Source organism: Paenarthrobacter sp. NPDC089675, from assembly GCF_044749185.1.
Taxonomy (GTDB): Bacteria; Actinomycetota; Actinomycetes; order Actinomycetales; family Micrococcaceae; genus Arthrobacter.
The window spans coordinates 203709-230396 of the sequence record NZ_JBIVHM010000005.1 but is presented as its reverse complement, the minus strand read 5'-3'; the positions used below and the strand labels follow the sequence as shown (position 1 = coordinate 230396).

Genomic DNA, 26688 nt, shown 5'->3' with positions numbered 1-26688 from the left:
TTGGACGCAGGCTTTGGGGGCCTTGTAACTACGGTCGAGAGGCCAGAATGACGTCCGGGGCGCATCAGGGCTTAGTAGGCCGACTGACTTTCCAATGGCGGCTGTTGCGCATCCGCGGAGCGGTGGGAGTTGTGATCTAGGTGTAGGTGGCCAAAGCTTCTTAGGTGCACGTCTTAGAGCGGCTGGCATAGCCTTGTTTTAGCCATGCAAACCATCGGGCTCGCGTACTGACTTCCCGACGTAGTGGTCGAAATCGGATCTCCAAACTGGAAATGACTTTCGGCCTGCACTAAACGGTCCTCCTTTTGATGACGGCGGCCTCGTCGAGCTCTCCGCGATCTGAGAAGGTCCGTATGTGTGGGCCTCATTATGCTGGGCCGGACCGACGCTTGGGCACGCAATTTGGTCCCAGCGTTGTCATAGCACCCACGATGTAGGTGGAGGACGCGGTGAAAGGCTCCTCCCGGCCGCGTGCGAGTGTTTCACGTGAAACACGTGGGCCTGGCAATGTTGCGCCGTAATGCTGGCTCTTTTTGGGGAGCTGCCTAGCCATGACGTTGCAGATTTAGGGCCTCGCACCGACTTTTCCCAAACCAACACGTGAAACAGTGCAGCCTCTGAGGGTCTGTTTCACGTGAAACACTCACTCCCTCGGACATGTGTAGAAGTGCTTAGTTGCCCTATGATCACGAGTCGCATACGGCAACGAGGCCTGTTTCAAGTTAGGTACTAGGTGAATCCAGTCGGCCACTACGCAGCCCTATTGCGGCGTACACTACTCGATCTCGCGCCTCTGCTGTGGCCGACTGTCCACAAGCCCCGGGATGCGAGCAATACTTATTGACATCGCCAACTGAGTCGTCCTGCGAAGACGTTGAAAGGGAAGTCTTGCGCAGCTATAGGGACATCTGCGCTTGGTTCAGCGGGCTCTGCACCGCGGCACGTGCCCGGAAGCCCCTGAGGCGATAGGGAGCAATCTAGTGAACATGCAGCGGCAAAGTGCAGAACATAGAGTGCCCGAGACGCGCGATATGCGGCGGACATCGCAATGTACGGGTTCACAAGTTTGATCCGTCCACATACCGTCAGCTCCTCCCCCGTGTACTGCTGTGGAAGGCACGCCCACCTGGTCGTGTTCCCGGGGTGCATGCTCGGACGCTTTCGATGAATCGCACTTTGTATACGTCGAGTTGGTTCCGTGCACGAAGCATCGAAAAGACTCGGGCGGCGCCAAGAAAGATTCTTCGGGACCGGAGCTGCCCTGACCGGATCCCCACACATGATTGAACGGGGTCTGGGGCTTGGTTTCCTGGATGGGTCACGGCGGGGCTGGGTGGAGCATCGGCCATGCCAGTGCGGTGCGGAGTCCGCTTGTATCCGTAGGACCGAGAGGGCGGAGCTGTGACGCTGGAGCGATGACACGGCCTGCCGGGTGCCTTGTACTAGCCACTGAGTGTCGGTTTCGGGCGGAGGTGCCGCTGGTGGTTGCGACGATGCCCTTCTTCGGGGTTCTGAGGCTGGGGGGTGCCGAGTATTTTGCGTGCGGGTACGGTGTGCCGCGTTGGGCTCGTGGCGAGCAGCAAGCGCTGCAGGTCAGGGATGATGCACGTGAATGCAGGATCGAGTCCCCCAGCGGCCGTCTCCGCTTCTCCGTTGGCTGGCAGCGGCCGAGTGGTCCCTTTTCACCCCCCTTGCCACCCCGCAGCCGCTGAGCTGCGATGGTCCCCCGGTTCGTAGTGGCAACGACCGGGCGACGTCCAGTGACGTCGGACCACCGTTGCTTCCGGGCCGGGTGTCGGAGGTCATCACCGATCGGTAATTCACGAAGGCTCAGCAGCTGGGTGGCCTGTTCCGCCCGTGATTGGTCGACAGGACTGGCGGCGACCCTACGAATCTTCCTGCCATACGGGAGTCCGAAGCCGGCGGCGAGTTTGGCGTTCCGTGTGTATGTTCGTTCTACCGGAGGATCCATCCTGGAGGCCGGTCCCAGCACGTTCCGAATGGTCACGTGTCACGTGCAAAGAGACATCTCACATTCGCGTGGGCTTCGAGAGATCTGATGTTGTACATGTCACGTCTGGCCGAAAATGGATGCTCGGTGAACGCGGGTTCTAAGCTGGTCCACTGACTAACATGGGTCGCGTCCGAGCAGCAGCTCGGAGCCCGTTGTTTCGATCGATCCCCCAAAACTAGAGGGACGACGGCGATGATGATGTTTCACGTGAAACGGACTCGCAGCGGTGGCTGGGGAAAGCCTCGCGATGGCGCTGTGCAAGGTCTCCAGCCTTGGGGACAACGAGAAGATGGTCGGTGGATATCCCTGTGGAAAACTTTGGGGATAAAGATGTGGATAGGACGCGGACTGGGAGCGTGTGCGGACTCCCCCGTTTGAGATCTTGGACGGGGCGGAGGCCAGGGCTCCTACCGGCCGAGTACTGTGTCGGTGGATGCGACGAAGGTGCGGTTAAATACTGGCCGGAGCAACCTATATTGAGGAATTCGGTGGGAAATTCGCTCCGATAGTGCTTCGCAATGATCAGGTCGAGCTAAACGAGCGCACTGGGGCCATGCACCCTCCCCGCGCCCCCGCGTGCGAGTCAAATAGGAACTGGGCACAACCATCTCTGGCTCAGTGGAAAAGCCTGTGGATAACTTTGTGAATAACTTAGGTGCCCTCAGAGGGTCGAGACTGTAGCGTGTGTGGATAGATCGATAGCCTCGTGCCGCCAGCCTCGCTGATGAGGGCCCAGTAACGGACAGTTGCAGGTAGCGTAAGTGCTCGTGCGGTGCAGGCCAATTCACACCCTGTCGGGAGAATGGCAGGATGAAGTGCGAGCCGTGTCTGTTCATGCGTTTTGACGGCTCGGCCAGTAGGTCGGAGGTTTCCTGGGGCCTAAGGCGGAGCGGTTTGCGCTGTGGACTCATCCGATGTTTGTGCAACGCCCGTGGGTCCTTCTACCGGACCCAGTGATGTAGCGGAACCCTTCAGGCTGCGCCCTGCTAGGAGGAGCAGTCCCCGCGTCCCGGGGACTCTCGGTCTTCGGGACCCACTGCTCGGTTCTTGGGCGCTGTTGGGACAACTTTAAAGTAGATGCTGACCGGTGGCTGCAGGACCAGCACCCCAAGGTGAATGCCTGTTTCACGTGAAACATAGAGCTAGTGGGCACGGGGGGCTCCATGCTCCCTGGGGCACAGACCTAGACCAGGCGCAAAAGGGGGGCAGGACAGGAGTGGGCTGCTAGTGGGGTGATCACGAGCCAACCCGCGCCGAGTGGTCGGATTCTTCTGCATGATTTCCCAGGGTCGGTGCTGAAACACCGCCTAGCCACCCCGCTGGCGGTCAGACCGCAAGGAGAATCCCGGGCAGCTACAGCAATTCCCTTGCTGTCCAAGATAGTGGGGTCCCGTCTGGCTGCGAGCTTCTGATCGCTGCCCACAGACCCGGTGAGGCAGCAGGCGCCCGCCACACGAGGTATGGGCCACCACGTACTCGGCGTGCAGCCGACGAGTCGACACCAACGGTGTGGGCATACTTAGTTGCGTGTTGGACGGCGGCCCCTACCCCAGGCTGTGTTTCGAGAGACGGTGGGCAGGTCTTCACCTCGACTTTCCAGGTCAGGGGTATCTCGTAGTCAAGACGATCCACAGAGCTTTACACCGGCTTTCCGAGTCAAGGCCCGCTAGGGTGCGATACAGCAGGCTCGCAGCGCTGGTGGCTCTCCAATGGGCGACATCCCCGAACAGGGCAGTTGTCCCCAGTTGCCCCGCCTAATGACGCCTCATCCGTCAGTTGAAAGCGTGATTACGTCTGTGAGGAAGCGTGTGCGTGGTCCGTCATCTCGTTCATTCCTTGAATGGATCCACACAGCGAGTGCGTCGTTTAGCAGGGTTCGCGGCTCGGTGTGGCGTAAGACCCCCAAGGCGACGGCGTTAGGTCTCGCCCGATGCTTCCAATGGCCCCGTGCCAGTGGAGCTCTTAGTGTTCCGCAAATGGCAGGTCAGTATCGGTGCAACTATAGACAGTGAAGGCCGGCAATCAGATCGGCCCGAGTCGGCCGTAACGCAGTGCCCAAGAGGGGTGTGCTGCCGCGCCCCAGGGCTGGTTGTGTGGAATATCGGGGATCCCGGACGCGCGACGCCAAGGACAGGCCGCCAGATATGACCGTGGCCCGTGCCGGATCAGGCAACACGGATGGCGCCGCCTCCTGCCTTCCGAGGTTGATCAGCACGGGAGGACCGGTGACCCCAACTGGAGGCGCACCTCAACGAGCAACGTGGGTCTGTGGTTAGCGTCGGCTCTAAGCTACTCATAGTCGGATGTGGCAGGGCTCATCGAGCTGGCTGAACATCGTTTCGTACGGTATCCGTCATGTTCAACCTTCTTATCTCCCGTCGAAGAGTTTCTGGAGCGGAATTGGGAGTTGTGATTCGTCGAGGCAAGACGTGGCATTTCGAGTACCTGGTATTTACGGACATCTGGGTGACTGCAAGTAGATTCGGGGCGTCCGGCTTGTCAAAGGGGTGCTCCGAAGCGGAACATCCTTGGCCTGTTTCACGTGAAACATTGCAGACGCAACTGAACGATGGGCGCATACGACATACGGCATACGGCGTTGGCTTTGGCATCATGCACCTGGGTTCTCGGCGCTGCTTGGCCTTCGTTAGCGGTTGCATAATCGTGGTCATCATTCGCGCAGCCCAGAGGTACCTCGTGACGTTTCTAGATGTACTGGGCTCAGTTGGGCCCGCCTGTCCAAGCTGGGCGAAGATGGATCCAGCCTGGATTCAGAGGGCGACGAACGTACTAGAAGTCTCCAGGAAAAACCAACCCCCTCTGCCGGCGGCGGCACTCAGCACGTTATCCACTAGTCGGCGGGACAAAGTGCGTCAGGAGCGCTAACGCACCGTCAGATCTCTCGTCACCATGAGGAAATTCACTGGCGCTTCGAAGTGCTTGGAGTCAGTGTGCGGAATGAATCAGCGCAAATTCCTCACCATCGAGATCCAGCGCGCCCGAGATTGGTTGATCCGTTCGACATCGAGGCTGTTGAAATTCCATGCAGGCCCGCGAGGCTCGCGTTCTTCGTCCGCCTGCGTCACCCCATGCGACGGGCCTGGCAAGAACTACACCGCCAAGCTACCGGATATCGCTGGGGTTGAATCGGACGGAACTGAGCGCACACAAAGCGAATGCTTCAGGCTGACGCGACAGAGATACATTGATGCCAGCACAAACGACTGAGACGCAACGTCGGATCCTTCGAGCACCCCTTCCCCCGGCGTCGATTTTGGATGCACCATGCCTAGTGGGAACCCGCAGCTCTGCTCGCACCTTCAAAGCCGCCGTCAGAACCGAGACTCTGCAATTCAAGGGACACTTGGCACCTATGTTTCACGTGAAACAAGGACCTGAGCGGGTCAGCGGTGGCACGGAGAGAACACCGCCGACACCAAGTAGGACTGCGAAGATGCATGCTTGCGAAAACCGCGTATCCCATCAGAGACCGCAGGAGCCCGCGTCCTCGCGACACCTACCCGGCCTGTCCCCGGAAATCTACGTGAACTTCTCCCCTGAGTAGGGGCCCACGGCTTCACGAAGTGGGTAGTGCAGCATTCCGAGACAGTAGGACTTCCTCGCGCAAATATGAGAGGAAGTAAATCGAAGCAGGTTACCAACCGAGAAATACACGAAGGCCGACAGTTCGCGCACTCCAACCAGGGAGCGGGAACCGCCGGCCTTCGGCGATCGGGGCAGGAATTAGGACAGAACGTCCGCGAATTCCTTCTCGAAGAACTGCTTCGGCTTGGCACCGATGACAGTGCTCTTAACTTCTCCTCCACTGAAGAGGTAGACAGCCGGGATGGAGGTGATGCCGTACTCCGCAGCGATCGCGGGGTTGTCGTCGACATTCAGCTTGACGACGTCCACCTTCTCGCCGTACTCAACGGAGATCTCATCCAGGATCGGGCCGAGCTTGCGGCAAGGCCCGCACCACTCTGCCCAGAAGTCAACGATGACCGGCTTTTCGGAGGCCAGGACATCCGTGCTGAAGCTTGCATCGGTTACGTCTTTTGCGTTGCTCATAACTCTTCCCTTCGTTTGGTTGCTGGATGCAGCTTAGGAGTGCAGGTCTGCGAGGTAGTGTTCGACGTCGAGCGCTGCAACACAACCGGAACCGGAGGCCGTGATGGCCTGGCGGTAAGTGGGGTCGATGACGTCGCCTGCAGCGAAGACACCCTTGATGTTCGTACGGGAACTGCGGCCCTCGACCGCGATGGTACCCTCCGAGGTGAGTTCCACCTTGCCCTTGACCAGGTCCGTACGGGGATCGTTACCGATGGCCACAAAGACACCCGTGACTGCGAGTTCGGACTCGGTTCCATCGACCAGGTTCTTCAGCTTCAGCCCGGTCACCTTGTCGCCGCCGAGAACGTCTTCAACAGCGGTGTTCCAGATGAAGTTGATCTTCTCGTGGGCCTGGGCGCGGTCACCCATGATCTTGGAGGCCTTGAGGGTGTCGCGGCGGTGTACCACGGTGACGGACTTGGCAAACTTGGTGAGGAAGAGTGCTTCTTCCATGGCGGAGTCGCCACCACCGATAACGGCGATGTCCTGATCCTTGAAGAAGAAACCGTCACAGGTTGCACACCAGCTAACGCCGTGGCCTGAGAGGCGCTTCTCGTTGGCCAGCCCGAGTTCACGGTAGGCGGAACCAGTCGACAGGATGATGGCCTTCGCCTGGAAGGTCTCCCCCGTGCCGATGGTGACTGTCTTGATGTCGCCGTCGAGGTCCAACTCGGTGACGTCCTCGAAAAGGATCTCCGTGCCGAAGCGGGCAGCCTGCTTCTCGAAGTTCTCCATGAGGTCGGGACCCATGATGCCCTCAGGGAAGCCGGGGTAGTTCTCCACGTCGGTGGTGTTCATCAGTTCGCCACCCGCGGTGACCGAGCCGGCGATGAGCAGAGGCTTCATGTTGGCGCGGGCGGTGTAAACGGCAGCCGTGTAACCGGCCGGACCTGAGCCCACGATGATGACGTCACGCACCTGCGATGCGTTGTTTTCTGCAATGCTCACGTGCCGTGAACCTCTTCCTTGATCGATGCTGCGGCTTTCGGGGCAGCCACCTGACTCAACCCCTGCAACTCTCCAAATATTCCGTTGGGTTTCAGGGGACGCTGAAGCACCCTGAAAGCCACCATCATTCAGGGTACCGGGTGAGGGGGTGCCGAATCGAAGCGGTGACAGGTATCCAGGTAGCAGTAGGGGCCGTTCTGACGAATCAAAACGGCCCCTACTGCTACTGAGTGGTGGAACTACTGGACGGTGACCTCGGCCAAACGGAGTCCGTAGCCGAAACGGGTCTTGGGTGCAGCCAGCTTGGGCAGAGACTTGATGACCACAATGACGTACTGCGTCTGCGTCGGTGCGGCAAGGGGCATGGTCAGCTCGGGAGAGGTGAAACTGTTGGTGCCCACCAGTTTGGCGCCGTCCATGGCGGGGCGGTCGTTGGTGTAGACACTGATGCTTCCGCCGGAACCACCCAACTGATTCAGGACAACGGATTTGACCTCGGCAGGCTCCTTGAGCTTGACCACCAACGGCATCTCGGAGGAGAGTCCACCCCAGTCGGCGGTCGCGAACTCCATGTCCGACCAATAGCTGGCGGCGTTCCCATCGAAGGCCTTAACCAAGTCCTTGTCGAACGTGGCGGCGAAATCGAAGTTGCCCAGGCGCGTGATCTCCTGGATGGCCGGAGGTGCTGCGGGTGCCGCGGTTGGAGTGGGTGTGGGCTCGGCCGACTGCGTTCCGGTCGCCTGCGGTTGCGTAGTGGACTGCGTCGCAGCAGGTTTGGAGCTGGGCAGTAGGCTGCCGAGGTTGGTCACGGCAAGGACCAGTCCTACGATCAGCACGGCAGCGAGCAAACCACCGACGAGCCAGCGCAAGGACCGGGGTTCGCGCTGCGGAGCCTCATCCTCGTAAACGTCGTCGTCCTCGTACTGCTCGGCAGCGGCGGCCGACGCCGGAAAGCTGCTTGCCGCGCGGTCGTAACCCGCGTCTGAGGTGCTTGAGCCCGCGGAACCCGCTGCTGCCCCGCCGGAGAAGCCGTAGTCCTCCTCGGACCACAGCGATACCTTCGGCTCCCCCGCCGGTTCCCGGGGCGGCGCAGCAGGTGCAGGCTGGGTGGATGGAGCAGGTTGTGACGTAACCGCTTGCGTAGCCGGCTGAGCCGGGGAAGGTGAAGAAGCTACCGCTTGGGTGGGCGGCTGCGTAGGCGCAGGCTGCGCTGAAACGGCCTGCGTTGCAGGCTGTGCAGGAGCAGCGGCATCAGCACCGGCGTCGTTGTTCTTGGAACCGGCGTTCTTCAACGCCGCAGCGGCAGCGGCACCTGCTGCGCCCGCCCCGGCGGCCGCGGCAGCGATCTTCGCGCCGAACCCCTTGCCCGCCGCGGGGCTGGACTCCGGCTTGGGTGGCAGGTTGTTCGCTGGAGCTTCGGAGGCAGGCTCCTGGTGGATGGGGTAGCCATCGCGGTCGTATTGGATGTACTCGGCCTCGTGCTCGTCGTCCTCGTAGAGTCCGTCGTATGTTTCAGGCTCGTAGGTCCGGGACTGGCCAAAGATCTCGCTGCCGAGGGTCTCCGTGAAGAACGGTTCCACGTACGGCGGGTTGGTTGCGACCACCAGATCCAGCAGGTCGGGAGCCGTGCTGTGGTTGGTGATCAGATATGTGGTGTTATCGCTGACTCCGAGGTCCAGGATCTGGACATGGCCGGGGCGCTCCCCCGTGGCTACCTCGCGGGCGCTCTGGGCTACCTGCTCGGCGTTGCCTGGACCGGCAACGAGGATGCTCACGGGACGGTTGAGGACTTGGTCAACGCCGTCGAGCACCAGATCTTGGTCATGCGAGGTCAATACGGTGGCTGTGACTTTGTAGCGTCCGCCAAGCACTGATCCGACGTCGATCGGGTGGGACACGTTTTCCTCCTAGGCTGTCCGGGAGTTGCGGGTCCTGCAGGCGGTACGCCCGCTGAGCCGGGGAGAACCGCTTTTGCAACTACCTGTATTCGTTTCTAGCCTAGCCGATAGCGGCCCCGCGCCCACGTTGGCGCCGCCGGTTTACCTCTTCCCGTCTTCCGCTGGGAAGTAGGGGTTGTGGCCCGCTTCCCCTTGGTAGGTCCTGCGGCCGGGCAGCGGCACCTGAGGCCGGAAGCGGCCTGCCTTCGCAGTACTGGGCACGTCTTCTTCCGGAATGTACTCGTTGGCGCCTACCACATCGGAATGGCGTTCCGCCGCCGGTTCCGGCTCGAGCGCCGGTCCTGCCCTGAAGGACGCGGCGTCGAATTCGCCCGAGATTCGCGGAATCAGGCCGGTATCGTCGGAAACCGTGGCGCGTGCCGCCGTCGTCGGTTCGTCCCGTGACGCCGCTGCTACTGGTGCCCCGCGGCCAAGCCGTCCCAGCAGCGGGCGCATAAGGTCGCGCAGTTCGGTGACGCGGAAGACCTTGAGCAGGAGCAGGTAGGCGGCCAGCATGACAGGCCCGACGACGATCACGGTCACCAGGGCTGCCGGGCGGCTGCTCCACGCGAAACCATCGGCGCGGTAGCTGCCCAGCAGCCAGAGTGCCAAGGCGCCGGCAACCGCGGAGCCGAGGCCGGCGTAACCCATCCGGATGTAGGAGTTGGCAATCCGCGGACCGTCCAGGTGGCCGAGCAGCCGGCGGAGGAACACCACGCTGATGACCACGGAGAGGATGTTGCCCAGCGTGTACAGGATGGCGATGGCGTAGATGATCTGGCCCACGGGCAGGAACTGGATAAAGAAGGCACCCACGACGTAGATGACTGCGAGCCACAACTGCACATACAGCGGCGTGCGGGCGTCCTCGTTGGCGTAGAACACGCGGGACATCATGAAGTTCGCGCTCAGGAACGGTGTGCTCAGCGCCAGGATGGTGAGCGTTTGGGCCAGCATGACACCGTCCTGCGGCTCACCGCCGGAGAAGAACATGCCCAGCGGTCCGGCCAGGGCGAAGAGCGCCAAAGCCCCGAAAACCGTGGCGACCGCCATGGTGCGGAGGCCGTGCGAGAGGGCGTCGCGCAGCTCGGCTTTATTGCCGTCCTGCGACGCGCGCGTCATGCGGTTAAAGAGGACGGTGGCCAGGGACAAGGCGATGATCGAGTGCGGCAGCAGGTAAAGCTGGCTTGCGACCTCCAGCACGGCATTGCCTGGCAGCTGGGCGGCGGCTGCCCGGTCGCCGGCGTTGTAGAGACGGAGGCGCTCCGCACCGGGGATCGTGGCAATCCTCATGATGTACAGGAACGCCAACTGCCCGACGGCGGCAGTCGCCAAGGTCCAGACGCTCAGCTTGGCGGCCTGGCCAAGTCCCACCCCACGCCATCCGAACCGGGGACGTAGCCCCAGGCGCAGTCGGAAAACGGGGATCAGGAGGATGGCCGTTTGCGCCACCACGCCGATGGTGGAGAACCCGGCAACGAAGAAGGTTTGAACCGGTCCCCAGTTGTCCAAAGTGTGTGGGTTGGTGATGTTGGCACCAAGGATCCAAATGAACATCCCCAGCCCGGCAATGGCCACCACATTGTTAAGGATGGGCGCCCACATGGCAGGACCGAACGCACCGTGGGCGTTGAGCACTTGTGTAAGCAGCGCGTAAAGACCGTAGAAGAAGATCTGCGGCAGGCACCAGAACGCGAAGGTCACAGCCAACGCCTTCTGCTGTTCCGAATAGTCCTGCGTGGTGAGGTCAATAACAAGGGGCGCTGCCAAGGTAACCAGTGCCGTCAGTGCCAGGAGGACCAGGACAGCCAGGGTCAGGAGCCTGCTGAGGTAGTCCGCACCCCGGTCCTCTGCCTTGCTGGCCTTGATGATCTGCGGCACCAGGACAGCGTTGAACACCCCACCGGCAACCAGGAGGAAGATCAGGTTGGGCAGGTTGTTCGCGTTAATAAAGGTGTCCGTGACCGTTGAGCCGAGGCCCAGGGCAGCACCCAGCATCCACGTCTTGGCAAAGCCGAGGAACCGCGAAACCAACGTTCCGGCGGCCATGATGGCGCTGGAACGTGCTTCACCGGATGGAACGGACTGGGTTGTTTTGGCTTCAGACATCGCCTTTATCGTCCCATGCAGCGGGCTCAGAGGTGTTCCGGCAGCACTTCCCGTGCCAGATCGGCGATGCGGCGTTCATTCGGAAAGGACAGTTTGCGGGCGAGTTCGTGGATGGGAACCCACGCAGCATCTACGGCTTCCTGGTCCGGATCATTCTCGATGGTCAGCTCGCCGCCGGTTGCCCGCAACAGGAAGTGGTGGACAGTCTTGTGCACGCGGTGGCCGCTGACGGTGAACCAGTAGTCGATGCTTCCCAGGGGCGCCAGGATATTGCCCTCGATGCCGGTTTCCTCGGCGATTTCGCGGACTGCGGCTTCCTCGTTGTTTTCGCGGCCTTCCGGATGTCCCTTCGGTAGGCACCACTCAAGCCGGCCACCCCTGTTAAGGCGGGCGATGATCGCAACGCGGAGTTCGCCGTCGGACGTGTCTACAACGACGCCGCCAGCGGACACTTCCTCCACAGTGGGAAGCGAGGCCTGTACCGGGTGCTGCGGGGCAGGGGCGACATGCGCCCCGATTGCCGACGGCAACGGTGCGTTTGTCCTCCTGCCGGGAGCGCTCGGGATCGGATTGGCCATGAAGTCCACTCTAACGACTCTTGCCCTCGAGTGATGACCGGGACATGGCCGTGAGGTGGACTGCAAAAGACGCCGGCTGTATTTGCTGGCTTCTCTGGCCCACTGCCACGTAAAAATCTGCCAAGCTTAAGGAACTATGGCGCACGTATTGGACAGCTCTTCAGTTAACTTCACCATCGATCCGGTGGTACTCGACCTCGGGCAACGCTTTGTCGATGCCGGCTTCGAGCTGTCCTTGGTGGGCGGACCCGTACGCGACCTCTTCCTCGGACGGACCTCCCCCGACCTGGATTTCACCACGGACGCCACGCCCGACCAGACCATAGCCGTCATCAAGAAGTGGGCTGACAACTTCTGGGAAATAGGTCGTGCGTTCGGGACCATCGGTATGCGCAAGGACGGCTTCCAGATCGAGGTCACCACCTACCGCGCCGAAGCCTACGACCCCGAATCCCGCAAGCCCGTGGTGGCCTTTGGCAGCTCCCTCACGGACGACCTGCTGCGCCGGGACTTCACCATTAATGCCATGGCGTTGAAGCTGCCGAGCCTGGAACTGGTTGACCCCTTTGGCGGCGTCAGGGACCTGCACGCCTCAGAGCTCGCAACACCGGGAGCCCCCGAGGCTTCCTTCTCCGACGATCCCCTGCGCATGATGCGGGCCGCCCGGTTCGCCTCGCAGCTTGGGGTTTCAGTGCACGACGACGTTCGGCTGGCCATGTCGCAAATGGCCGACCGCATCAAGATCATCTCTGCGGAGCGCGTCCGCGACGAGCTCATCAAACTCATCAATGGAGCCCACCCGCGCGTGGGGATCGACTTGCTGGTGGACACCGGCCTGGCCGAGTTCGTCCTCCCGGAAGTTTCCGCGCTTAGGCTTGAAGCCGACGAACACCACCGCCACAAGGACGTGTACCAGCACTCACTCAAAGTCCTGGAGCAGGCGGCGGACCTGGAGACAGGACCGGACGGACCGGTTCCGGGCCCCGACTTCGTGTTGCGGTTCGCTGCGTTGATGCACGACGTCGGCAAGCCGGCCACGCGTAAATTCGAACCGGGAGGGGCGGTCAGCTTCCGCCACCACGACGTTGTGGGGGCCAAGCTCACGGCCAAGCGGATGAAGGCCTTGCGCTTCGACAACGACACCATCAAGGCCGTGGCCCGCTTGGTTGAACTGCATATGCGTTTTTACGGATACGGGGATGCGGGCTGGACCGACTCCGCCGTCCGCCGTTATGTAACCGATGCCGGACCCTTGCTGGAACGGCTCCACCGGCTTACCCGTTCGGATGTTACGACTCGGAACCAGCGCAAGGCGGACCGCTTGTCCTTCGCCTACGATGACCTTGAGCACCGCATCGCGGCGCTGCTGGAACAGGAATCGTTGGCTGCCGTCCGGCCCGACCTTGACGGAGCGCAGATCATGGAACTCCTTGGACTCAAGCCGGGTCCCGTGGTTGGCCGGGCCTATAAGTTCCTTCTAGAAGAGCGCATGGAACACGGACCACTCGACCCGGCGGAAGCCGAGTCGAAACTCCTGGCGTGGTGGCAGGACCAACCCGAGTCCGCCGTCGTCGATCCTTCAACCGAAACAGAGGAGTCCTAATTGAACGCCGTGACCTCCCCTCGTCCGCAACTCTGGATCCTTCGCCACGGTGAAACCGAATGGTCCAAAAGCGGCCAGTACACCGGCCTGACCGACCTCCCGTTGACGGTCGAGGGTGAGCAGCAGGCCGTTGAAGCACGCAAGGTGCTGGAAGGTATCGACTTCGACCTGGTGCTGACGTCTCCGTTGCGCCGCGCCCGACGTACCGCCGAACTGGCGGGTTTCCCGGATGCCGTCCACGAGCCGTTGGCTGTTGAGTGGAACTACGGGGACTACGAGGGCATCAGCTCTGACCTCATCCGCAAGGACAACCCCGACTACCTCATCTGGACCGACGGCGTTCCCAACGGCGAAACCCTGGACGAAGTGGCAGCCCGCGCTGACAAAATCATTGGGCGCGTCCTGGAGTCCGGAATGGACAACGTGCTGGTTGTGGCCCACGGACATTTCTCGCGGATCCTCACTGCCAGATGGCTGGAAATGGACGCAAAAGAAGGCCGCCATTTCCTGCTGGGAACTGCCAAAGTGTGCACCTTGGGCTGGGACAAGAGGACACCCGCCATTCTTCGCTGGGGTCTCTAGAAAAAGAATTTTCCAAGTTATTTGGATAAATTGCCGTTTTCGCTGGCGATTCCCCAAATTCTGCTGTACCTTGAATCTTGTTCCCAGGGCGTCTTGCCGGGAACAAGGCGTGCATTCTCCGGTTAGTCACCGTGCTGATTGCCATGATGGGCCCATTAACGGCCAGAGAAGGAGGTTGGGAAAAATGATTACTTTGACTAGCGGACGGAAGATGAATTTCACTGCTGCCCCGACCTCTGCTGCTGATGCGCGCCATTTTTGGAATCACTGACCACACACGTCCTGCCGGACCGGCCTTGACGCCGGCGGCGTTCACGGCCTGACATCTGTCCAGGCCATAGTGCGTCCATTCCAGGAGCGGAGCCCTGCAGTGCGCTGCGGGTACGCAGTCTCCCCATAGTTCGGAACCAGATTCCTGTTGGGACAATTGCCCGTATTCGGTACGGATAATTCGCTTCCCTGTTTCGGTCTGCTCAATTACCTGTCAATTGCGGCTTTGTGCCCTTTTTTGCCTTGCCCTGTTTTCATTTCGAATTCACCGGGTCTAATTGTGGTGCCCAAATGTCCTGCTAGTACTGCCTAAAGGAGGTGAACCAGATGCCAAAGCGCCCCAAGGACCTGCGTTTCTACAAGAGCAGCGATGCTCCCAAGGATCGCACCCTGTTCAACGGCCAGCTGCTCGACCAGCGCCGTGAAGATGTCTACGTTGTCCTGCACCAGATGGGACTCATCCGCTGATGCCCTTCAGCAACCGGAAGGAGTCTCAGGTGCCACACGTTCATGCTGGACCCCAGGAAGCCCACGCGGCTACGCGTGGGCTTCCGCCTTTTAAGGGCAGTCTTCGCCGTGGCTTAAGGGCGGTCTTCGCCGTGCCGCCAAACGTCGGCGCCGCCCTCGCAGCCGGACTGTAAGCTCGACTTATGCAGGAGACGAAGCCGCACCAGCAGCAAAACCGTGGCCGCTATGTGGTTCCAAGCCGCAGTGACTCCCTGCTCCGGAATTTCACAGAGCTCATCGGTGGACCCATGGGGCGTCACTCCTCCCCCGGCAAGGCGTCCCCCGGGCCGTTCACCGTGCAGCGGGTCCTCATTCTGCTGACAGTCGCGGCTGCATTGCTTGCCATACTCGCGAAGGACTACTGCCGGGTCAACGGTTGGGAAACCCCCTCGCAGTTCTACTCCACCTGCTACTCGGATTTCCCGGAGCTGTTTAAGAACCGGGGCCTCGGAGACGGCGTCTTTCCCTTCTTTACCCAGGGCAGCCTGTTCGAATACCCGGTGCTCATGGGGATCATCGCCGGTGTTACGGCGTGGCTCGTGCCCGGAAAGGGCGTCAGTCCGGAACGCATCCTTGGCTATTTCGACGTGAACTCCACCCTGATCGTCGCCGTGTGGATCGTAACTGTGCTGCTGACCGCCCGGATCAACAAGCGGCGCCCCTGGGATGCGGCAATGGTGGCCGTTGCACCCGGCATCATCCTCGCGGGATTCATCAACTGGGACATGTGGGCCGTAGGGCTCCTGGCATTGGCCATGTACTTCTTCTCGAAGGACAAGCTGGTGTGGGCAGGGATCTGCATCGGGCTCGGCACCGCCACCAAGCTGTACCCGATACTGATCCTGGGCGCCGTGCTGGTGTTGGCCCTCCGCTCGGGAAGGCTCCGGGCATTCCTGGTAACTACAGCAGCCACCGTAGCTGCATGGTTGGCCGTGAACCTGCCCATTGCCGCCATGAACCCCACTGGCTGGCGCTACTTCTTTGAATTCACGCAGGATCGGCCGGCCGGCTACAGCTCCCCTTGGTTTGCCTTCAACCTCGCCGCGGACAGGATGCATTGGACGCAGCTCAACGCCCCCACCATCAATTCCCTGGCCCTGAACCTGTTCCTCCTGGCTTGTGTGCTGGTGGGAGCGTTGGCCTTGGTTGCACCTCGCAGGCCCCGCATTGCACAGCTGGCGTTCCTCATCGTGGCTGCCTTCATACTGACCAACAAGGTGTACTCCCCGCAATTCGTCATTTGGCTGATTCCCCTATTGGCGCTGGCCCGGCCGCGATGGCGGGACTTCCTCCTCTGGCAGGCTGCCGAAGGACTCCACTGGGCTGCGATCTGGATGTACTTGGGGCAGGCTACGAGCGGAGGCGCGCCGCAGCACAACATCGACATGTCCGCCTACGTCCTGGCGGTCGGCCTGCACATGATTGCAACGGCTTACCTGATGGCCCGTGTGGTGATCGACACTTGGGATCCGTCGCAGGACCCCCTGCGATCGTTGGGTGACGACGATCCACATGGAGGTCCATTTGATGGCACCAAGGATTGGCTGCGAATAGACCTTCTCCACCCGTCCAAGTCCGTTCTGCCTTGGGCGCGCAAAGCACCCCAACGAGTGGAGGTTGGCAGCGATGGTTGATGCCGCCGTCGTCGGTTCCGGTCCCAATGGCCTCGCAGCCGCGGTGGTCATGGCCCGCGCCGGTCTTGAGGTACATCTCTACGAAGCCGGGGCAACCATCGGTGGCGGAACACGCACCACTGAGCTCATCCAGCCGGGTTACCTGCACGATGTGTGTTCGGCAGTCCATCCCATGGCGGTTGCTTCACCGTTTTTCCGGGCGTTCGAGCTGGCCAAGCGAGTGGACCTGGTGGTGCCCGAGGTTCAGCACGGGACGCCTTTGGACCGCGGTGGCGCGGCGGTTGCCTATCAGTCGTTGGAGCGGACAGCACTGGAACTCGGCAATGACGGACAGGCCTACCGCAGGCTGATTGAGCCGCTCCTCGACCGGGTGGACGGAATCGTCGACTTCACGTCGAATCAACTGCTGCGGTTGCCACGTGACCCCTTGGCCGCTCTGCGACTGGGCCTCGCCACCCTCGACCAGGGAACGCCTGCCTGGAACCGGCGCTTCCGTGAGGAGGCAGCACCGGCATTGCTGACTGGCGTCATGGCACATGCGGTATCCGCGCTTCCCGCACTCACTGCCACGGGGGCCGGGCTGATGCTCGCGGTACTGGCGCACGCGGGCGGCTGGGTGATTCCGGTGGGCGGATCAATGTCGATAGCCCGGGCCATGGCGGACGATCTCCTTGCGCATGGGGGAACAATCCGCACCGGGCAGCCGGTCGAGTCCTTGGACCAAGTCCGTCCGGCGAAGGCCATTCTGCTTGATGTGGCCGCCCCGGCGATGATCCGGCTTGGAGGCTCTGAGGTCCCTGATCGCTATCGACGCGCTTTGGAAGCATTCCGATTCGGGAATGCAGCGTGCAAGGTGGACTTCATCCTGTCCGCTCCCGTGCCTTGGCGCGACGGGGAACTGGCCAAGGCCGGGACGGTCCACATTGGCGGTTCCCGGACCGCGATGGCCGAGTCCGAAAACCTCGTGGCCATGGGCAAGCACCCAAGCGAGCCGTACGTGTTGGCATCGCAGCCCTCACTTTTCGATTCTTCGCGTGCTCCCGAAGGAAAGCACATCCTGTGGACCTACTGCCACGTTCCCCAAGGTTCCGACGTGGACATGGGTGAAGCAGTGATCTCCCAGGTTGAGCGTTACGCTCCCGGGTTCCGGGACGTGGTGGTGGAGTCCAAAACCACGACGGCGGCACAACTTTCCGCCTACAACCGCAATTACGTCGGCGGGGACTTCAGCGCCGGGCAGATGGACCTGATGGGGCTTCTACGCCGCCCCGTCGTCTCTCCTGTTCCGTGGCGCACGCCCATGCCCGGGGTGTACTTGTGCTCATCGTCGGCCTCACCAGGGCCCGGGGTGACAGGAATGCCCGGGTACAACGCCGCGAAGTATGCCCTAAAGGACATATTCCAGAAGCGCGTACCCGGGCTCGGCCTTTGATCAGTTGGCTGCCGTGAACCGGGCGCGGCGGTGGGCCGGGCTTTCAATTTCGTCGAGCATGGCTACGGCGTAGTCCTGCGAAGAAATGGAGCTTCCCGCAGGGGTGTCCTTGGCCACCTTGTACTCGCCGGTGCGCTCACCGGGCTGAATGACCGGGGCGGGCGCGAAGACGGTCCAGTCGAGGGACTCCGGGGACTGCTTTACGGCTTCGAAGGCCTTGGCAGCAGTGGTCGCTTCTGCCTTGTAAGCTTCCGGGAAGTCCGGCGAATCGAGCAGGCGTACTCCGTCGATCTCCAAGGTTCCGGCGCCTCCGACGATCAGGAGGCGGGTGCCTTCCGCGTTGCTGTAAGCCGTGGCCATGGCATCGAGCCATTCTGAGTGGTCGCCGCCGGTGCGGCTGGGCCCCGTAGCCAGCACGACGACGTCGTGGTCCTTGGCAACGGAGGCGAACGCCTGGGCGTCGGCCTGGTCGGCAGCCTTTGCCGTGGCTCCCTCCACTTCGGTGCCCTTGCGCGAGATGGCCGTGACCTCGTGACCGCGGGTGAGGGACTCCTTGACGATCTCGCTTCCGACCATGCCGGTTGCGCCGTAGACTGCGATTTTCATTGCTCTCCTCGGGGTTGGTATCCTGCAATGACTCAAAAGTATCTATTGGATACTGATAGCTTCAAAGAAACCGAGTTACCTCTTGGATACCTTCGACCTTCCCGCCAACGTCCTCGATCCCAATTGCCCATCCCGCGTGATCTTCCAGCGCATCGGGGACAAGTGGGCTTCTTTGGTGATCCAGGTTTTGGGAGATGGGCCGGTCCGTTTCTCAGAGTTGCGGAAGATGGTGAGCGCAGTAACCCCTAAGGTGCTTACGCAGACGCTCCGGGCTTTGGAGCGCGACGGGCTGATCACCCGGACTGTCCACGCGCAGGTGCCGCCACGGGTGGACTACCAGCTCACTCCGCTGGGTGAATCCCTGTTGGGACCTTTGGGCATGCTCAGGGAATGGGCCGAAAGCCACGTGCCGTCCATCCTTGAGGCCCGGGACGCGTACGACGACGCCCAAGACGCCGCCGTGCTCGGCGCACCCAGTTAGCTCGCGGTTCAGGTCGTTCCCAGCGCAGGTTACGACCTGAGCGGCGACTTAGTTGGGCTGCCCGGACGGAACCGCGGCTCGGCTGAGGCGCCCGTCCCGCATCGTCGCGACGGAGTCCGTCAGCGGGAGGAACTCGGTGTCGTGCGTGACCATCACAGTGGCGGTGGCGAATTCGTCAGTGATCCTGCGCAGGAGCCGGACGATCGATTCGCTGCGCTCGTGGTCCAGCGCGGCAGTAGGTTCGTCAACGAGGAGCACCGAGGGGCTGCCCATGAGCGCCCGGGCAATGTTCACGCGCTGGCGCTGACCGCCGGAGAGCTGGTGTGGGCGCTTGTTGAGGACCCCACTGAGCCCCACGGTGTCCAGCAACTCCTCCGCTTTCCGCCGTCCCTCGTGGGCCGGCCTCCCGCGCAGGTGCCCGCGGACCAGTAACTGCTCGACCGCGGTCAGCGACGGGAGCAGGTTGGGTTGCTGGAAGATGATCCCGACCTTTTCCCTGCGCAGCGCAGTGCGCCGACGCTCATCAAGGGCGTACAGGTCATCGCCGTCGATCATCACGACGCCGGAAGTCGGCTGGACCAGGGTGGCGGCGACTGCAAGCAGGGACGATTTTCCCGATCCGGACGGGCCCACCAAGGACAGGAATTCGCCGCGGGCAACACTGAGGTGAACCGAGTCCAAGGCCTTAAGGGTGGAGTTGCCGTCCGGGTATTCAAGGGTGACGTTGGTGAAGCTGAGCGAACTCATGGGATGTATTCCTTTCCGGGAATCTTTTAGTTGCCGCCGAGGGCAAGAAGGGGATCCACTGTGGTCACGCGGCGCACTGCAATGGCTGAACCCGCAAGGCCCAGTACGAAAATTCCGAGCACCGGCAGCAGGGTGGTGAGGGGTGTGATGAGGAATGGAGCTGCTTGTCCGGCCAACAGTCCTCCAGCAAGACCCAAGGCCCCGCCAAGGCCGGCGCCTGCGGCAAGGACGATCGAGGCCTGCGACAAGGCATCACGCAGGACGTAGCCCGTGGACCCGCCGAGTGCACGGAGTACGGCGATGTCCCGGGTCCGCTGAACAGTCCAGACCGTCAGGAAGGCCATGATCACCAAGGCTGAGATCCCGTAAAGGAATGCCTGCATGAGCATAAGTGAGCCGTTTTCACTCTTATAGGAGCCAAGGGCCTGGAAGGATCCGCTGCGATCTGTGCTCACAGTCCCGGCCGCCGCATTGGCGGCCTGCAGGTCCAAGGAGGCACCTGCGTCGTAATTCACTCCCAGGACCGTTGCCGTTCCCGGCGCGGCGTGGGCGATGGTGCGCCAGTCCTGCAACGAGGTCCAGACGACGGCCGTATGGGAGTACCACTGGTCCGCCGCAATTTCCGAGACGGTGAGGTCCTTCCCGCCTGCGCGGACCCGGCTGCCCGGTTGGAGGCCAAGTTCCTTGGCGATGCTCTCACTGACAACCGCCGAACCGTCCTGAACGTTGGCCGAGGTACCGCCAAAAACTGCGGCATTCGTTGTTCCACTCGCCTCGCCGGTGCCTGAGAGCGACTGGAAGCGGCTTTGGCTGATACCAAGCGGCTCAACGGAGGACACCCCCGGGACGTCCCTCCATGCCTGGAGTTGCGTGGCTGAAACTTCAGATTCGGTGTAGGAGGCCTTCGCATCAGCACCCGCCGGTGCCCCGAAGACGATTTGCTGAACGGGCAAGGCTGCGATCGCGGACGTCGACTGGTTGCCGAGCCCGGCAGTCAGCCCCGACAACATGACGAGCAGCAAGGTAATGAGGGCCACCACGCCACCCATGAGAGCGAAGCGGCCTTTCGCGAAACGGATGTCGCGGATGGCTAGAAACATTTGATTCCTTCGGTTGATGCGGGCGTTGTCCCGGCCTTATCCACTTTTCCGTCGCGGCCACGCGCGCACATCGGGAACGGGGTGGACCGGAAGGACTCATTGGGTTGAACGACTTATCAACCGAATGGTTGATTCGCGCGTGATTCCGGGGGTTTCCGTGCCTTGCCAGCCCCGGCGCGGATACGCTGGAAGGCGTGCACAACCCAGAGCGTGAAAGCCCCACCACCGCGATCCTTCGCGTTCTCCGGGTGAGCCTCCACGTAGGTTTTGCCGTGTTGCTGGTGGTGGCTGTCATCCGGCTTGTGACCAACGGCGGCGCAACGCAGCTCGCATTGGTCGCCGGCCTGGGTATGTCCGCAGCGCTGGCCGCGGTGTACCTCGCCGGCACCGTGTTGGAGAAGCGGCATTCCAGCTCCCCTGACGCCTTTGATCCCACACCGTATGCGCGGTGGTGGCTGGCCGCCGTGATGGTGCTCTGGCTCCTGCTCCTGCTGGTCAGCAGCGACTTTGCCTGGGTGGCATTCCCCTTGTTCTTCCTGCAACTGCACCTCCTGCCGCGATCCGCGGCGTTGGCCGCCATCCTTGCCTCCACCGTGTTGCTGGTGGGAGCGCTGTGGTTCCACGGACGGGAAACGGCCGACGGCGGGCTGCAGCTGGCGATGGTCCTGGGACCGTTGTTCGGGGCCGCGTTTGCGGTGGTCACCGGGATGGCCTACCGCGCGTTGTTCCTGGAAGCGGAAAACCAGCGACTCGTCGCCGAAGACCTCCGGCGGACCCGTGCCGAACTTGCCAGGACACAACATGACGCCGGGATGGTGGCCGAGAGGGAACGCCTGGCCCGCGAAATCCACGACACCTTGGCACAGGGTTTCTCCAGCATCGTGCTGATGGGGAGATCTGCCGAGAAGGCCTTGGTTGACGGCGACATGGATACCGCGAGGGAACGGTTGAAGACAGTCCAGGACACGGCCTCGGGAAACCTCGCCGAGGCACGGAGTTTCGTGAAGGGTTTGCGCTCCCCGGACTTGGCGGAGGACGGACTGGTGAGCACATTGCGCCGCCTCTGTGAAAAGACCGAAACCGAGGCTGCGGCCAGGGGAACCGCCCTTCGTTGCCGGTTCGAGCTGGTGGGCACGCCCGTGGAGCTCCCGAATACGTACCAGACCACGTTGCTCCGGGCCGCCCAGGCTTCCCTCGCCAACGTGTGGGCACACGCGCACGCCCGTGCCGCCGTCGTGACCCTGTCCTTCCCGGGCACGGAGGTGACCATGGATGTTTTCGACGACGGTATTGGTTTTGAACCCCCGACGGCGGGCGCTGCAGCGCGGGGCGACGGAACCGGCGTCGGGCTTTCCGGGCTGCGCGAGCGGTTGGCCGCGCTCGAGGGAAGCCTGGACATTGAGTCGGCCCCTGGTGAAGGAACCGTGGTGGCCATCCGGCTGCCACTTCCCGCGGAGGACCCGGCATGAGCGATATCCGTGTGCTGCTGGTGGACGACCATCCCGTGGTGAGGGCCGGCCTGCGTGCCATGCTGGCGGATTTCGCCGGGATCGCTGTGGTGGCGGAGGCATCCGACGGCGGGGCCGCGTTGACGGAACTTTCCAGGCTGAGCACGCTGGGTGAACCCGTGGATCTGGTGCTGATGGACCTGCAAATGGGTGGGGGCATGGACGGCGTGACAGCCACGGCCAAGATTAAGGCCGGAGAAGGCGGGACTCCCCCGCCGCCGGTGTTGATCCTTACCACCTACGACACCGACGCGGACATCCTTGCGGCCGTGGAAGCCGGAGCCAGCGGCTACATGCTGAAGGATGCGCCGCCGGAGCAGATACTGCAGGCCGTGGTGTCTGCTGCCGCCGGCGGGACAGCGTTGGCGCCGGAAGTTGCTGCCCGCCTGATGGGACGGATCCGCAACCCGTCTCCGGTGCTGAGCAGCAGGGAAGTGGAGTTGCTTGAGCTTCTCGCCACCGGCCTGAGCAACCGGGCCATGGCCAAGCAGCTCTTCATTTCCGAGGCCACGGTGAAAACGCACCTCGTGCATATCTACTCCAAGCTCGGCGTGGACAACCGCACAGCGGCCATTGCTGTAGCTTCGCAACGCAGGATTATCCGCGGGTTCTGACTTCGGTAGGCAAACTCGGCCAACCCTGGCGACTCTCCCAGAACGCTCGGGGTACCCGTCCGGGTGGTGGGCGCGACGCGAAACTGTCAGTGGAACCCGGCATAATGACGCAAATGGGGAAACTTAGGAATGTGGTCTTCGGACTCGTAACGCTGGTGATGGCCGGTTCTCTTGCAGCCTGCGACGACGGCCGTTCGGGGGCCGAGGGTGCCGCCAAGCAGCTTGCTTCGTCCTTGGAAGCGCTCGACGTCGGGCAACTCGCCTTCGACGGCAAGGACGCGGCGGCAGCCAACGACGAGCTCAAAGCTGTGCTTGGCGGTCTCGATGCCAAACCTTCGGTCCGGTCCGGTGACGTGAAGCTGGACGGTGACAAGGCCACCTTCCCCCTGAATTACAGCTGGAATATCGGCTCCGCCAAGTGGGAATACAGCCTGGACGCCACGTTGAAGAAGTCCGGCGACAAGTGGGCGGTGCAATGGAACGCGGGCCTGCTCGCACCCCAGCTGACAGAAGGCCAAACACTCTCCGCAAAGACCGTGGCTGCCCAGCGCGGCCAGATCCTCGGCGCCGGAGACACCCCAATCGTGGAAGACCGGCCCGTATTCCGGGTGGGTATCGATAAGACCAAGGTTCCGGCCGAGCAGGCCGACGCCTCTGCACGCGCCATGGCCGCGCTTCTTGGGCTGGACGTCGAGGAATACGCCAAGCAAGTAGCCGCTTCCGGCCCCCAGGCATTCGTGGAGGGCATCGTTTTGCGGGCATACACGGCCGAGATCACCGAGGCCAGGATCAAAGCGATCCCGGGCGGTGTGAGCATCCTCGACTCCATGGCACTGGCACCCACGCGTACCTTCGCCCGAGCACTGCTAGGCAGTGTCGGCCAAGCCAGTGCGGAACAAATCGAGAAGTCCAACGGTGCCCTCCGCGCCGGAGACAGTACCGGGACAGGCGGCCTGCAGCAGAAATACGATTCCTTGCTGCGCGGCAAGGACGGCGTTGAAGTTGTTGCCATGGGCAAGCCTGCGTCCGAAGGTGCGACTCCCGAGGCAAAGGTCCTCTTCTCCACTCCAGCGGAGGCGGGGACCACGCTCAAGACAACCCTGGACATCAAGCTTCAGCAGCTGGCCGAGGAAACCCTCGCGGGGGTCGGCCCGGCCTCTGCGATTGTGGCCCTCAAACCCTCCACCGGAGCTGTTCTCGCGGCCGCCTCCGGACCGGGAAGCAATGGCTACAACACCGCAATGCTTGGACAGTACGCGCCTGGTTCCACGTTCAAGATCGTGGACTCGCTGGCCATGTTCCGGAACGGTGCCAACCCTGATTCCAAGGTTGACTGCCCACCCACTGTCACTGTGGACGGGCGGACCTTCAAGAACTCCGAAGGCTACCCCGAAAGCTCCTTGGGCAGCGTGACGCTCCGCGACGCCTTCGCCCACTCCTGCAACACAGCGTTCATCAACGCCAGGGACACCGTCAGCCAGGCGCAGCTCGAATCGGCCGCGACAGCACTGGGCGTAGCCGTTGAAGCTCCCAAGCTTGGTGCGGACGCATTCCTCGGGTCCGTCCCGGGTGAGGCCGAGGGAACGCAGCACGCGGCATCCATGATCGGTCAGGGCAAGGTCCTGTTTTCCCCGCTGTCGGCCGCGATCATGGCGGCTTCCGTTGCCAACGGGGCTCCGGTGTCTCCCCAGCTCGTCATCAACGCCGATGCCGCCGCTGCCGCGACCCCAAGCACCGAGGCCGGTGCCTCGCCCGCTGAAGGCGGCACCGCATCGCCGTCGTCCTCTGCTTCCACGGCCATGGCCCCGCCCTCCCCCGCCTCCACAAAACCCATCACCAAGGAAGAAGCCGCATCCCTGTCGGACATGATGCGGGCTGTGGTCACATCCGGTCACGCCGGGTTCCTCGCGCAGGTTCCCGGAGCACCAGTGGGCGCCAAGACAGGTACGGCCGAGTTCGGCAACGATGATCCGCCAAAGACACACGCGTGGATCGTCGCTGTACACGGCGACTTGGCTGTCGCGGTCTTCGTCGAAGACGGCGGGCTGGGTGCAACCACCAGCGGTCCGCTCCTTAAGACGTTCCTGACGGCCGCCGGTTAGTGACGCTTACCGCCGTCGAGCATTGAGTCCTGCCGTGGGAAGATGGGGCAGTGGCCCATATAGACGTTTCCGGCATCGACTACTTCCTCTCCGACGGCACCCAATTGCTCAACGGCGTGACCTTCAAGGTCCCGGATGGCACTAAAACGGCACTGATCGGACCGAACGGAACCGGCAAGACCACCCTGTTCAAGATCATCGCCGGCGATCTCACGCCGGATGAGGGGGCCGTGGGGCGTTCGGGCAACATGGGCATCATGCGGCAGTTCGTAGGCCAGGTCCGCGACGAGTCGACTGTTCGTGATCTTTTGGTCTCCACGGCCCAGCCCGGACTGGCAGCCGCCGCCAAGGCCGTGGAGGAAGCCGAACTGGCCATGATGGAGCACGACGACGAGCCCACACAGATGAAGTACGCCCAAGCGATTGTGGATTGGGGTGACGCCGGCGGCTACGACGTCGAGACCGTGTGGGACGAGGTCTGCATGGCCGCGCTCGGGATTTCCTTCGACAAAGCGCAGTTCCGCCGTGCTTCAACGCTGTCCGGTGGCGAGCAGAAGCGACTCGTTCTCGAAGCGCTCTTCGCGGGTCCGGACGAGCTGCTGCTCCTTGACGAACCGGACAACTACCTTGATGTCCCCGGCAAGCGCTGGCTGGAATCCAAGCTCAACGAATCCCGGAAGACCGTGCTGTTCATCAGCCACGACCGCGAGCTGCTCAACAACGCCGCAGGCCGCATCGTCACGCTGGAGCCCGGCATCAACGGCGCCGGCGCATGGATCCATGGCGGCGGATTCGGTTCATATGTGGAAGCCCGGGCGGACCGCAACGCCCGCTTCGAGGAACTCCGTAAGCGTTGGGACGAGGAGCACGTCAAGCTCAAGGAACTCGTCAATATGTACAAGAACAAAGCCGCTTTCCGCTCGGACATGGCCAATCGGTACCAAGCTGCCCAGACCCGCTTGGCCAAGTTCCTTGAAGTCGGGCCGCCCGAGGCCTTGCCCATCGAGCAGAATGTCAGGATGCGCCTCAAGGGCGGACGGACCGCCAAGCGTGCCGTTGTAGCCGAGAAGCTGGAACTTACCGGCCTCATGAAGCCGTTTTCAACGGAAATCTGGTTCGGCGACCGCGTGGGCGTCCTGGGTTCGAACGGTTCCGGCAAGAGCCACTTCCTGCGCTTGCTCGCCACGGGAGGCACCGACCCTGAACGCGAGCACCTGCCGGTGTCCGACGTCGTCATTGCTCCGGTTCCGCACGAGGGGACCGTGAAGCTTGGCGCCCGCATCCGCCCCGGGTTCTTCGCGCAGACGCATGTGCGGCCGGACCTCCTGGGAAGGACCTTGCTGGAGATCCTGCACCGCGGAGACGAACACCGGTCAGGGTTGCCTCGCGAAGCTGCGGCAGGTGCTTTGGATTCCTACGGCTTGGCCGGCCAGTCGGAGCAGAAGTACGAGTCGTTGTCCGGTGGCCAGCAGGCGAGGTTCCAGATCCTGCTGCTCCAGCTCTCCGGTGCCACCCTGCTGCTTCTCGACGAGCCGACCGATAACCTGGACCTGCACTCGGGCGAGGCCCTTGAACGGGCGATCGATGCGTTCGAAGGCACCGTCCTCGCGGTGACCCACGACCGTTGGTTCGCGAAGTCCTTCGATCGGTTCCTGGTGTTTGGCTCGGACGGCAAGGTGTACGAGTCCGAGGAGCCCGTATGGGATGAAAAGCGCGTAGAGCGCGCCCGCTGACCGTTCCTCTCTCACGTCCCACCCCTTTCTGGCCGTTGCTCTCGCACTCGCTGCGAGAGCAACGGCGTTT

18 protein-coding genes are annotated in these 26688 nt (G+C 62.4%); 10 read left to right on the top strand and 8 right to left on the bottom strand.

Annotation, left to right across the window (positions count from 1 at the left end):
• Window positions 1-5758: 5758 nt before the first annotated feature.
• The 5 genes from trxA to ACIPY2_RS13015 form a co-directional block, all read right to left on the bottom strand.
• Window positions 5759-6085: a thioredoxin gene (gene trxA, locus ACIPY2_RS13035; protein ID WP_216924410.1), complete on the bottom strand. Its 327-nt coding sequence runs from the start codon at window positions 6083-6085 to the stop codon at window positions 5759-5761.
• 33 nt (window positions 6086-6118) lie between these two features.
• Entirely contained in the window at window positions 6119-7075 is a 957-nt protein-coding gene (gene trxB, locus ACIPY2_RS13030) for a thioredoxin-disulfide reductase (RefSeq protein WP_400266804.1), read from the bottom strand.
• Window positions 7076-7314: 239 nt separating this feature from the next.
• Window positions 7315-8973 (bottom strand): ABC transporter substrate-binding protein, encoded by a 1659-nt coding sequence (locus tag ACIPY2_RS13025; RefSeq protein ID WP_400266803.1) that lies wholly within the window; start codon window positions 8971-8973, stop codon window positions 7315-7317.
• Window positions 8974-9114: 141 nt separating this feature from the next.
• The gene (gene murJ / locus ACIPY2_RS13020; RefSeq protein ID WP_400266802.1) at window positions 9115-11121 is read right to left on the bottom strand and encodes a murein biosynthesis integral membrane protein MurJ; all 2007 of its coding nucleotides are present in this window, start codon (window positions 11119-11121) and stop codon (window positions 9115-9117) included.
• 26 nt (window positions 11122-11147) lie between these two features.
• The gene (locus ACIPY2_RS13015; RefSeq protein ID WP_400266801.1) at window positions 11148-11699 is read right to left on the bottom strand and encodes an NUDIX hydrolase; all 552 of its coding nucleotides are present in this window, start codon (window positions 11697-11699) and stop codon (window positions 11148-11150) included.
• A gap of 136 nt (window positions 11700-11835) precedes the next feature.
• Between ACIPY2_RS13015 and ACIPY2_RS13010 the strand changes: the two genes are divergently transcribed.
• The 5 genes from ACIPY2_RS13010 (at window position 11836) to ACIPY2_RS12990 (ending at window position 17727) form a co-directional block, all read left to right on the top strand.
• Window positions 11836-13302: a CCA tRNA nucleotidyltransferase gene (locus ACIPY2_RS13010; protein ID WP_400266800.1), complete on the top strand. Its 1467-nt coding sequence runs from the start codon at window positions 11836-11838 to the stop codon at window positions 13300-13302.
• Window positions 13303-13884, top strand: a complete 582-nt coding sequence (locus ACIPY2_RS13005) for a histidine phosphatase family protein (RefSeq protein WP_400266799.1) — start codon at window positions 13303-13305, stop codon at window positions 13882-13884.
• Window positions 13885-14481: 597 nt separating this feature from the next.
• Window positions 14482-14622 (top strand): hypothetical protein, encoded by a 141-nt coding sequence (locus tag ACIPY2_RS13000; RefSeq protein WP_400266798.1) that lies wholly within the window; start codon window positions 14482-14484, stop codon window positions 14620-14622.
• A gap of 182 nt (window positions 14623-14804) precedes the next feature.
• The gene (locus tag ACIPY2_RS12995; RefSeq protein WP_400266797.1) at window positions 14805-16295 is read left to right on the top strand and encodes a glycosyltransferase family 87 protein; all 1491 of its coding nucleotides are present in this window, start codon (window positions 14805-14807) and stop codon (window positions 16293-16295) included.
• Window positions 16288-17727 (top strand): phytoene desaturase family protein, encoded by a 1440-nt coding sequence (locus tag ACIPY2_RS12990; protein WP_400266796.1) that lies wholly within the window; start codon window positions 16288-16290, stop codon window positions 17725-17727. Before ACIPY2_RS12995 ends, ACIPY2_RS12990 begins: the two co-directional genes overlap by 8 nt.
• Here ACIPY2_RS12990 and ACIPY2_RS12985 read toward each other — a convergent pair whose 3' ends face one another.
• Window positions 17728-18333, bottom strand: a complete 606-nt coding sequence (locus tag ACIPY2_RS12985; protein WP_400266795.1) for an NAD(P)-dependent oxidoreductase — start codon at window positions 18331-18333, stop codon at window positions 17728-17730.
• Window positions 18334-18415: 82 nt separating this feature from the next.
• Between ACIPY2_RS12985 and ACIPY2_RS12980 the strand changes: the two genes are divergently transcribed.
• Window positions 18416-18814: a winged helix-turn-helix transcriptional regulator gene (locus tag ACIPY2_RS12980; RefSeq protein WP_400266794.1), complete on the top strand. Its 399-nt coding sequence runs from the start codon at window positions 18416-18418 to the stop codon at window positions 18812-18814.
• A gap of 48 nt (window positions 18815-18862) precedes the next feature.
• Here the strand turns inward: ACIPY2_RS12980 and ACIPY2_RS12975 are convergent, their stop codons facing one another.
• Together ACIPY2_RS12975 and ACIPY2_RS12970 are read right to left on the bottom strand one after the other, a co-directional pair.
• Window positions 18863-19561, bottom strand: a complete 699-nt coding sequence (locus ACIPY2_RS12975; RefSeq protein WP_400266793.1) for an ABC transporter ATP-binding protein — start codon at window positions 19559-19561, stop codon at window positions 18863-18865.
• A 26-nt stretch (window positions 19562-19587) separates the two neighbouring features.
• The gene (locus ACIPY2_RS12970) at window positions 19588-20661 is read right to left on the bottom strand and encodes an ABC transporter permease (protein WP_400266792.1); all 1074 of its coding nucleotides are present in this window, start codon (window positions 20659-20661) and stop codon (window positions 19588-19590) included.
• 194 nt (window positions 20662-20855) lie between these two features.
• Here ACIPY2_RS12970 and ACIPY2_RS12965 point away from each other — a divergent pair, with 194 nt between their 5' ends.
• The 4 genes from ACIPY2_RS12965 to ACIPY2_RS12950 all read left to right on the top strand — a co-directional run bounded on the left by ACIPY2_RS12965 (window position 20856) and on the right by ACIPY2_RS12950 (window position 26618).
• Window positions 20856-22130 (top strand): sensor histidine kinase, encoded by a 1275-nt coding sequence (locus ACIPY2_RS12965; protein ID WP_400266791.1) that lies wholly within the window; start codon window positions 20856-20858, stop codon window positions 22128-22130.
• The gene (locus ACIPY2_RS12960) at window positions 22127-22783 is read left to right on the top strand and encodes a response regulator (protein ID WP_400266790.1); all 657 of its coding nucleotides are present in this window, start codon (window positions 22127-22129) and stop codon (window positions 22781-22783) included. The genes ACIPY2_RS12965 and ACIPY2_RS12960 overlap by 4 nt, the downstream gene beginning before the upstream one ends.
• A 113-nt stretch (window positions 22784-22896) precedes the next feature.
• Window positions 22897-24885 carry a penicillin-binding transpeptidase domain-containing protein gene (locus ACIPY2_RS12955; RefSeq protein WP_400266789.1) on the top strand — a complete coding sequence of 663 codons (1989 nt, stop codon included), beginning with the start codon at window positions 22897-22899 and terminating at the stop codon, window positions 24883-24885.
• Window positions 24886-24935: 50 nt separating this feature from the next.
• A complete protein-coding gene (locus tag ACIPY2_RS12950; protein ID WP_400266788.1) occupies window positions 24936-26618 on the top strand; it encodes an ABC-F family ATP-binding cassette domain-containing protein in 1683 nt (560 codons plus the stop codon).
• The last annotated feature ends 70 nt before the right edge of the window (window positions 26619-26688 follow it).

What these genes read in the sequence shown, in the direction of transcription:
- ACIPY2_RS13010 (WP_400266800.1), top strand. Translation starts at nt 11,836, where the DNA reads ATGGCGCACGTATTGGACAGCTCTTCAGTTAACTTCACCATCGATCCG.
- ACIPY2_RS12985 (WP_400266795.1), bottom strand. Translation starts at nt 18,333, where the DNA reads ATGAAAATCGCAGTCTACGGCGCAACCGGCATGGTCGGAAGCGAGATC.
- ACIPY2_RS12990 (WP_400266796.1), top strand. Translation starts at nt 16,288, where the DNA reads ATGGTTGATGCCGCCGTCGTCGGTTCCGGTCCCAATGGCCTCGCAGCC.
- ACIPY2_RS12995 (WP_400266797.1), top strand. Translation starts at nt 14,805, where the DNA reads ATGCAGGAGACGAAGCCGCACCAGCAGCAAAACCGTGGCCGCTATGTG.
- ACIPY2_RS12975 (WP_400266793.1), bottom strand. Translation starts at nt 19,561, where the DNA reads ATGAGTTCGCTCAGCTTCACCAACGTCACCCTTGAATACCCGGACGGC.
- murJ (WP_400266802.1), bottom strand. Translation starts at nt 11,121, where the DNA reads ATGTCTGAAGCCAAAACAACCCAGTCCGTTCCATCCGGTGAAGCACGT.
- trxA (WP_216924410.1), bottom strand. Translation starts at nt 6,085, where the DNA reads ATGAGCAACGCAAAAGACGTAACCGATGCAAGCTTCAGCACGGATGTC.
- ACIPY2_RS13000 (WP_400266798.1), top strand. Translation starts at nt 14,482, where the DNA reads ATGCCAAAGCGCCCCAAGGACCTGCGTTTCTACAAGAGCAGCGATGCT.
- ACIPY2_RS12955 (WP_400266789.1), top strand. Translation starts at nt 22,897, where the DNA reads ATGGGGAAACTTAGGAATGTGGTCTTCGGACTCGTAACGCTGGTGATG.
- ACIPY2_RS12970 (WP_400266792.1), bottom strand. Translation starts at nt 20,661, where the DNA reads ATGTTTCTAGCCATCCGCGACATCCGTTTCGCGAAAGGCCGCTTCGCT.
- ACIPY2_RS12960 (WP_400266790.1), top strand. Translation starts at nt 22,127, where the DNA reads ATGAGCGATATCCGTGTGCTGCTGGTGGACGACCATCCCGTGGTGAGG.
- ACIPY2_RS13015 (WP_400266801.1), bottom strand. Translation starts at nt 11,699, where the DNA reads ATGGCCAATCCGATCCCGAGCGCTCCCGGCAGGAGGACAAACGCACCG.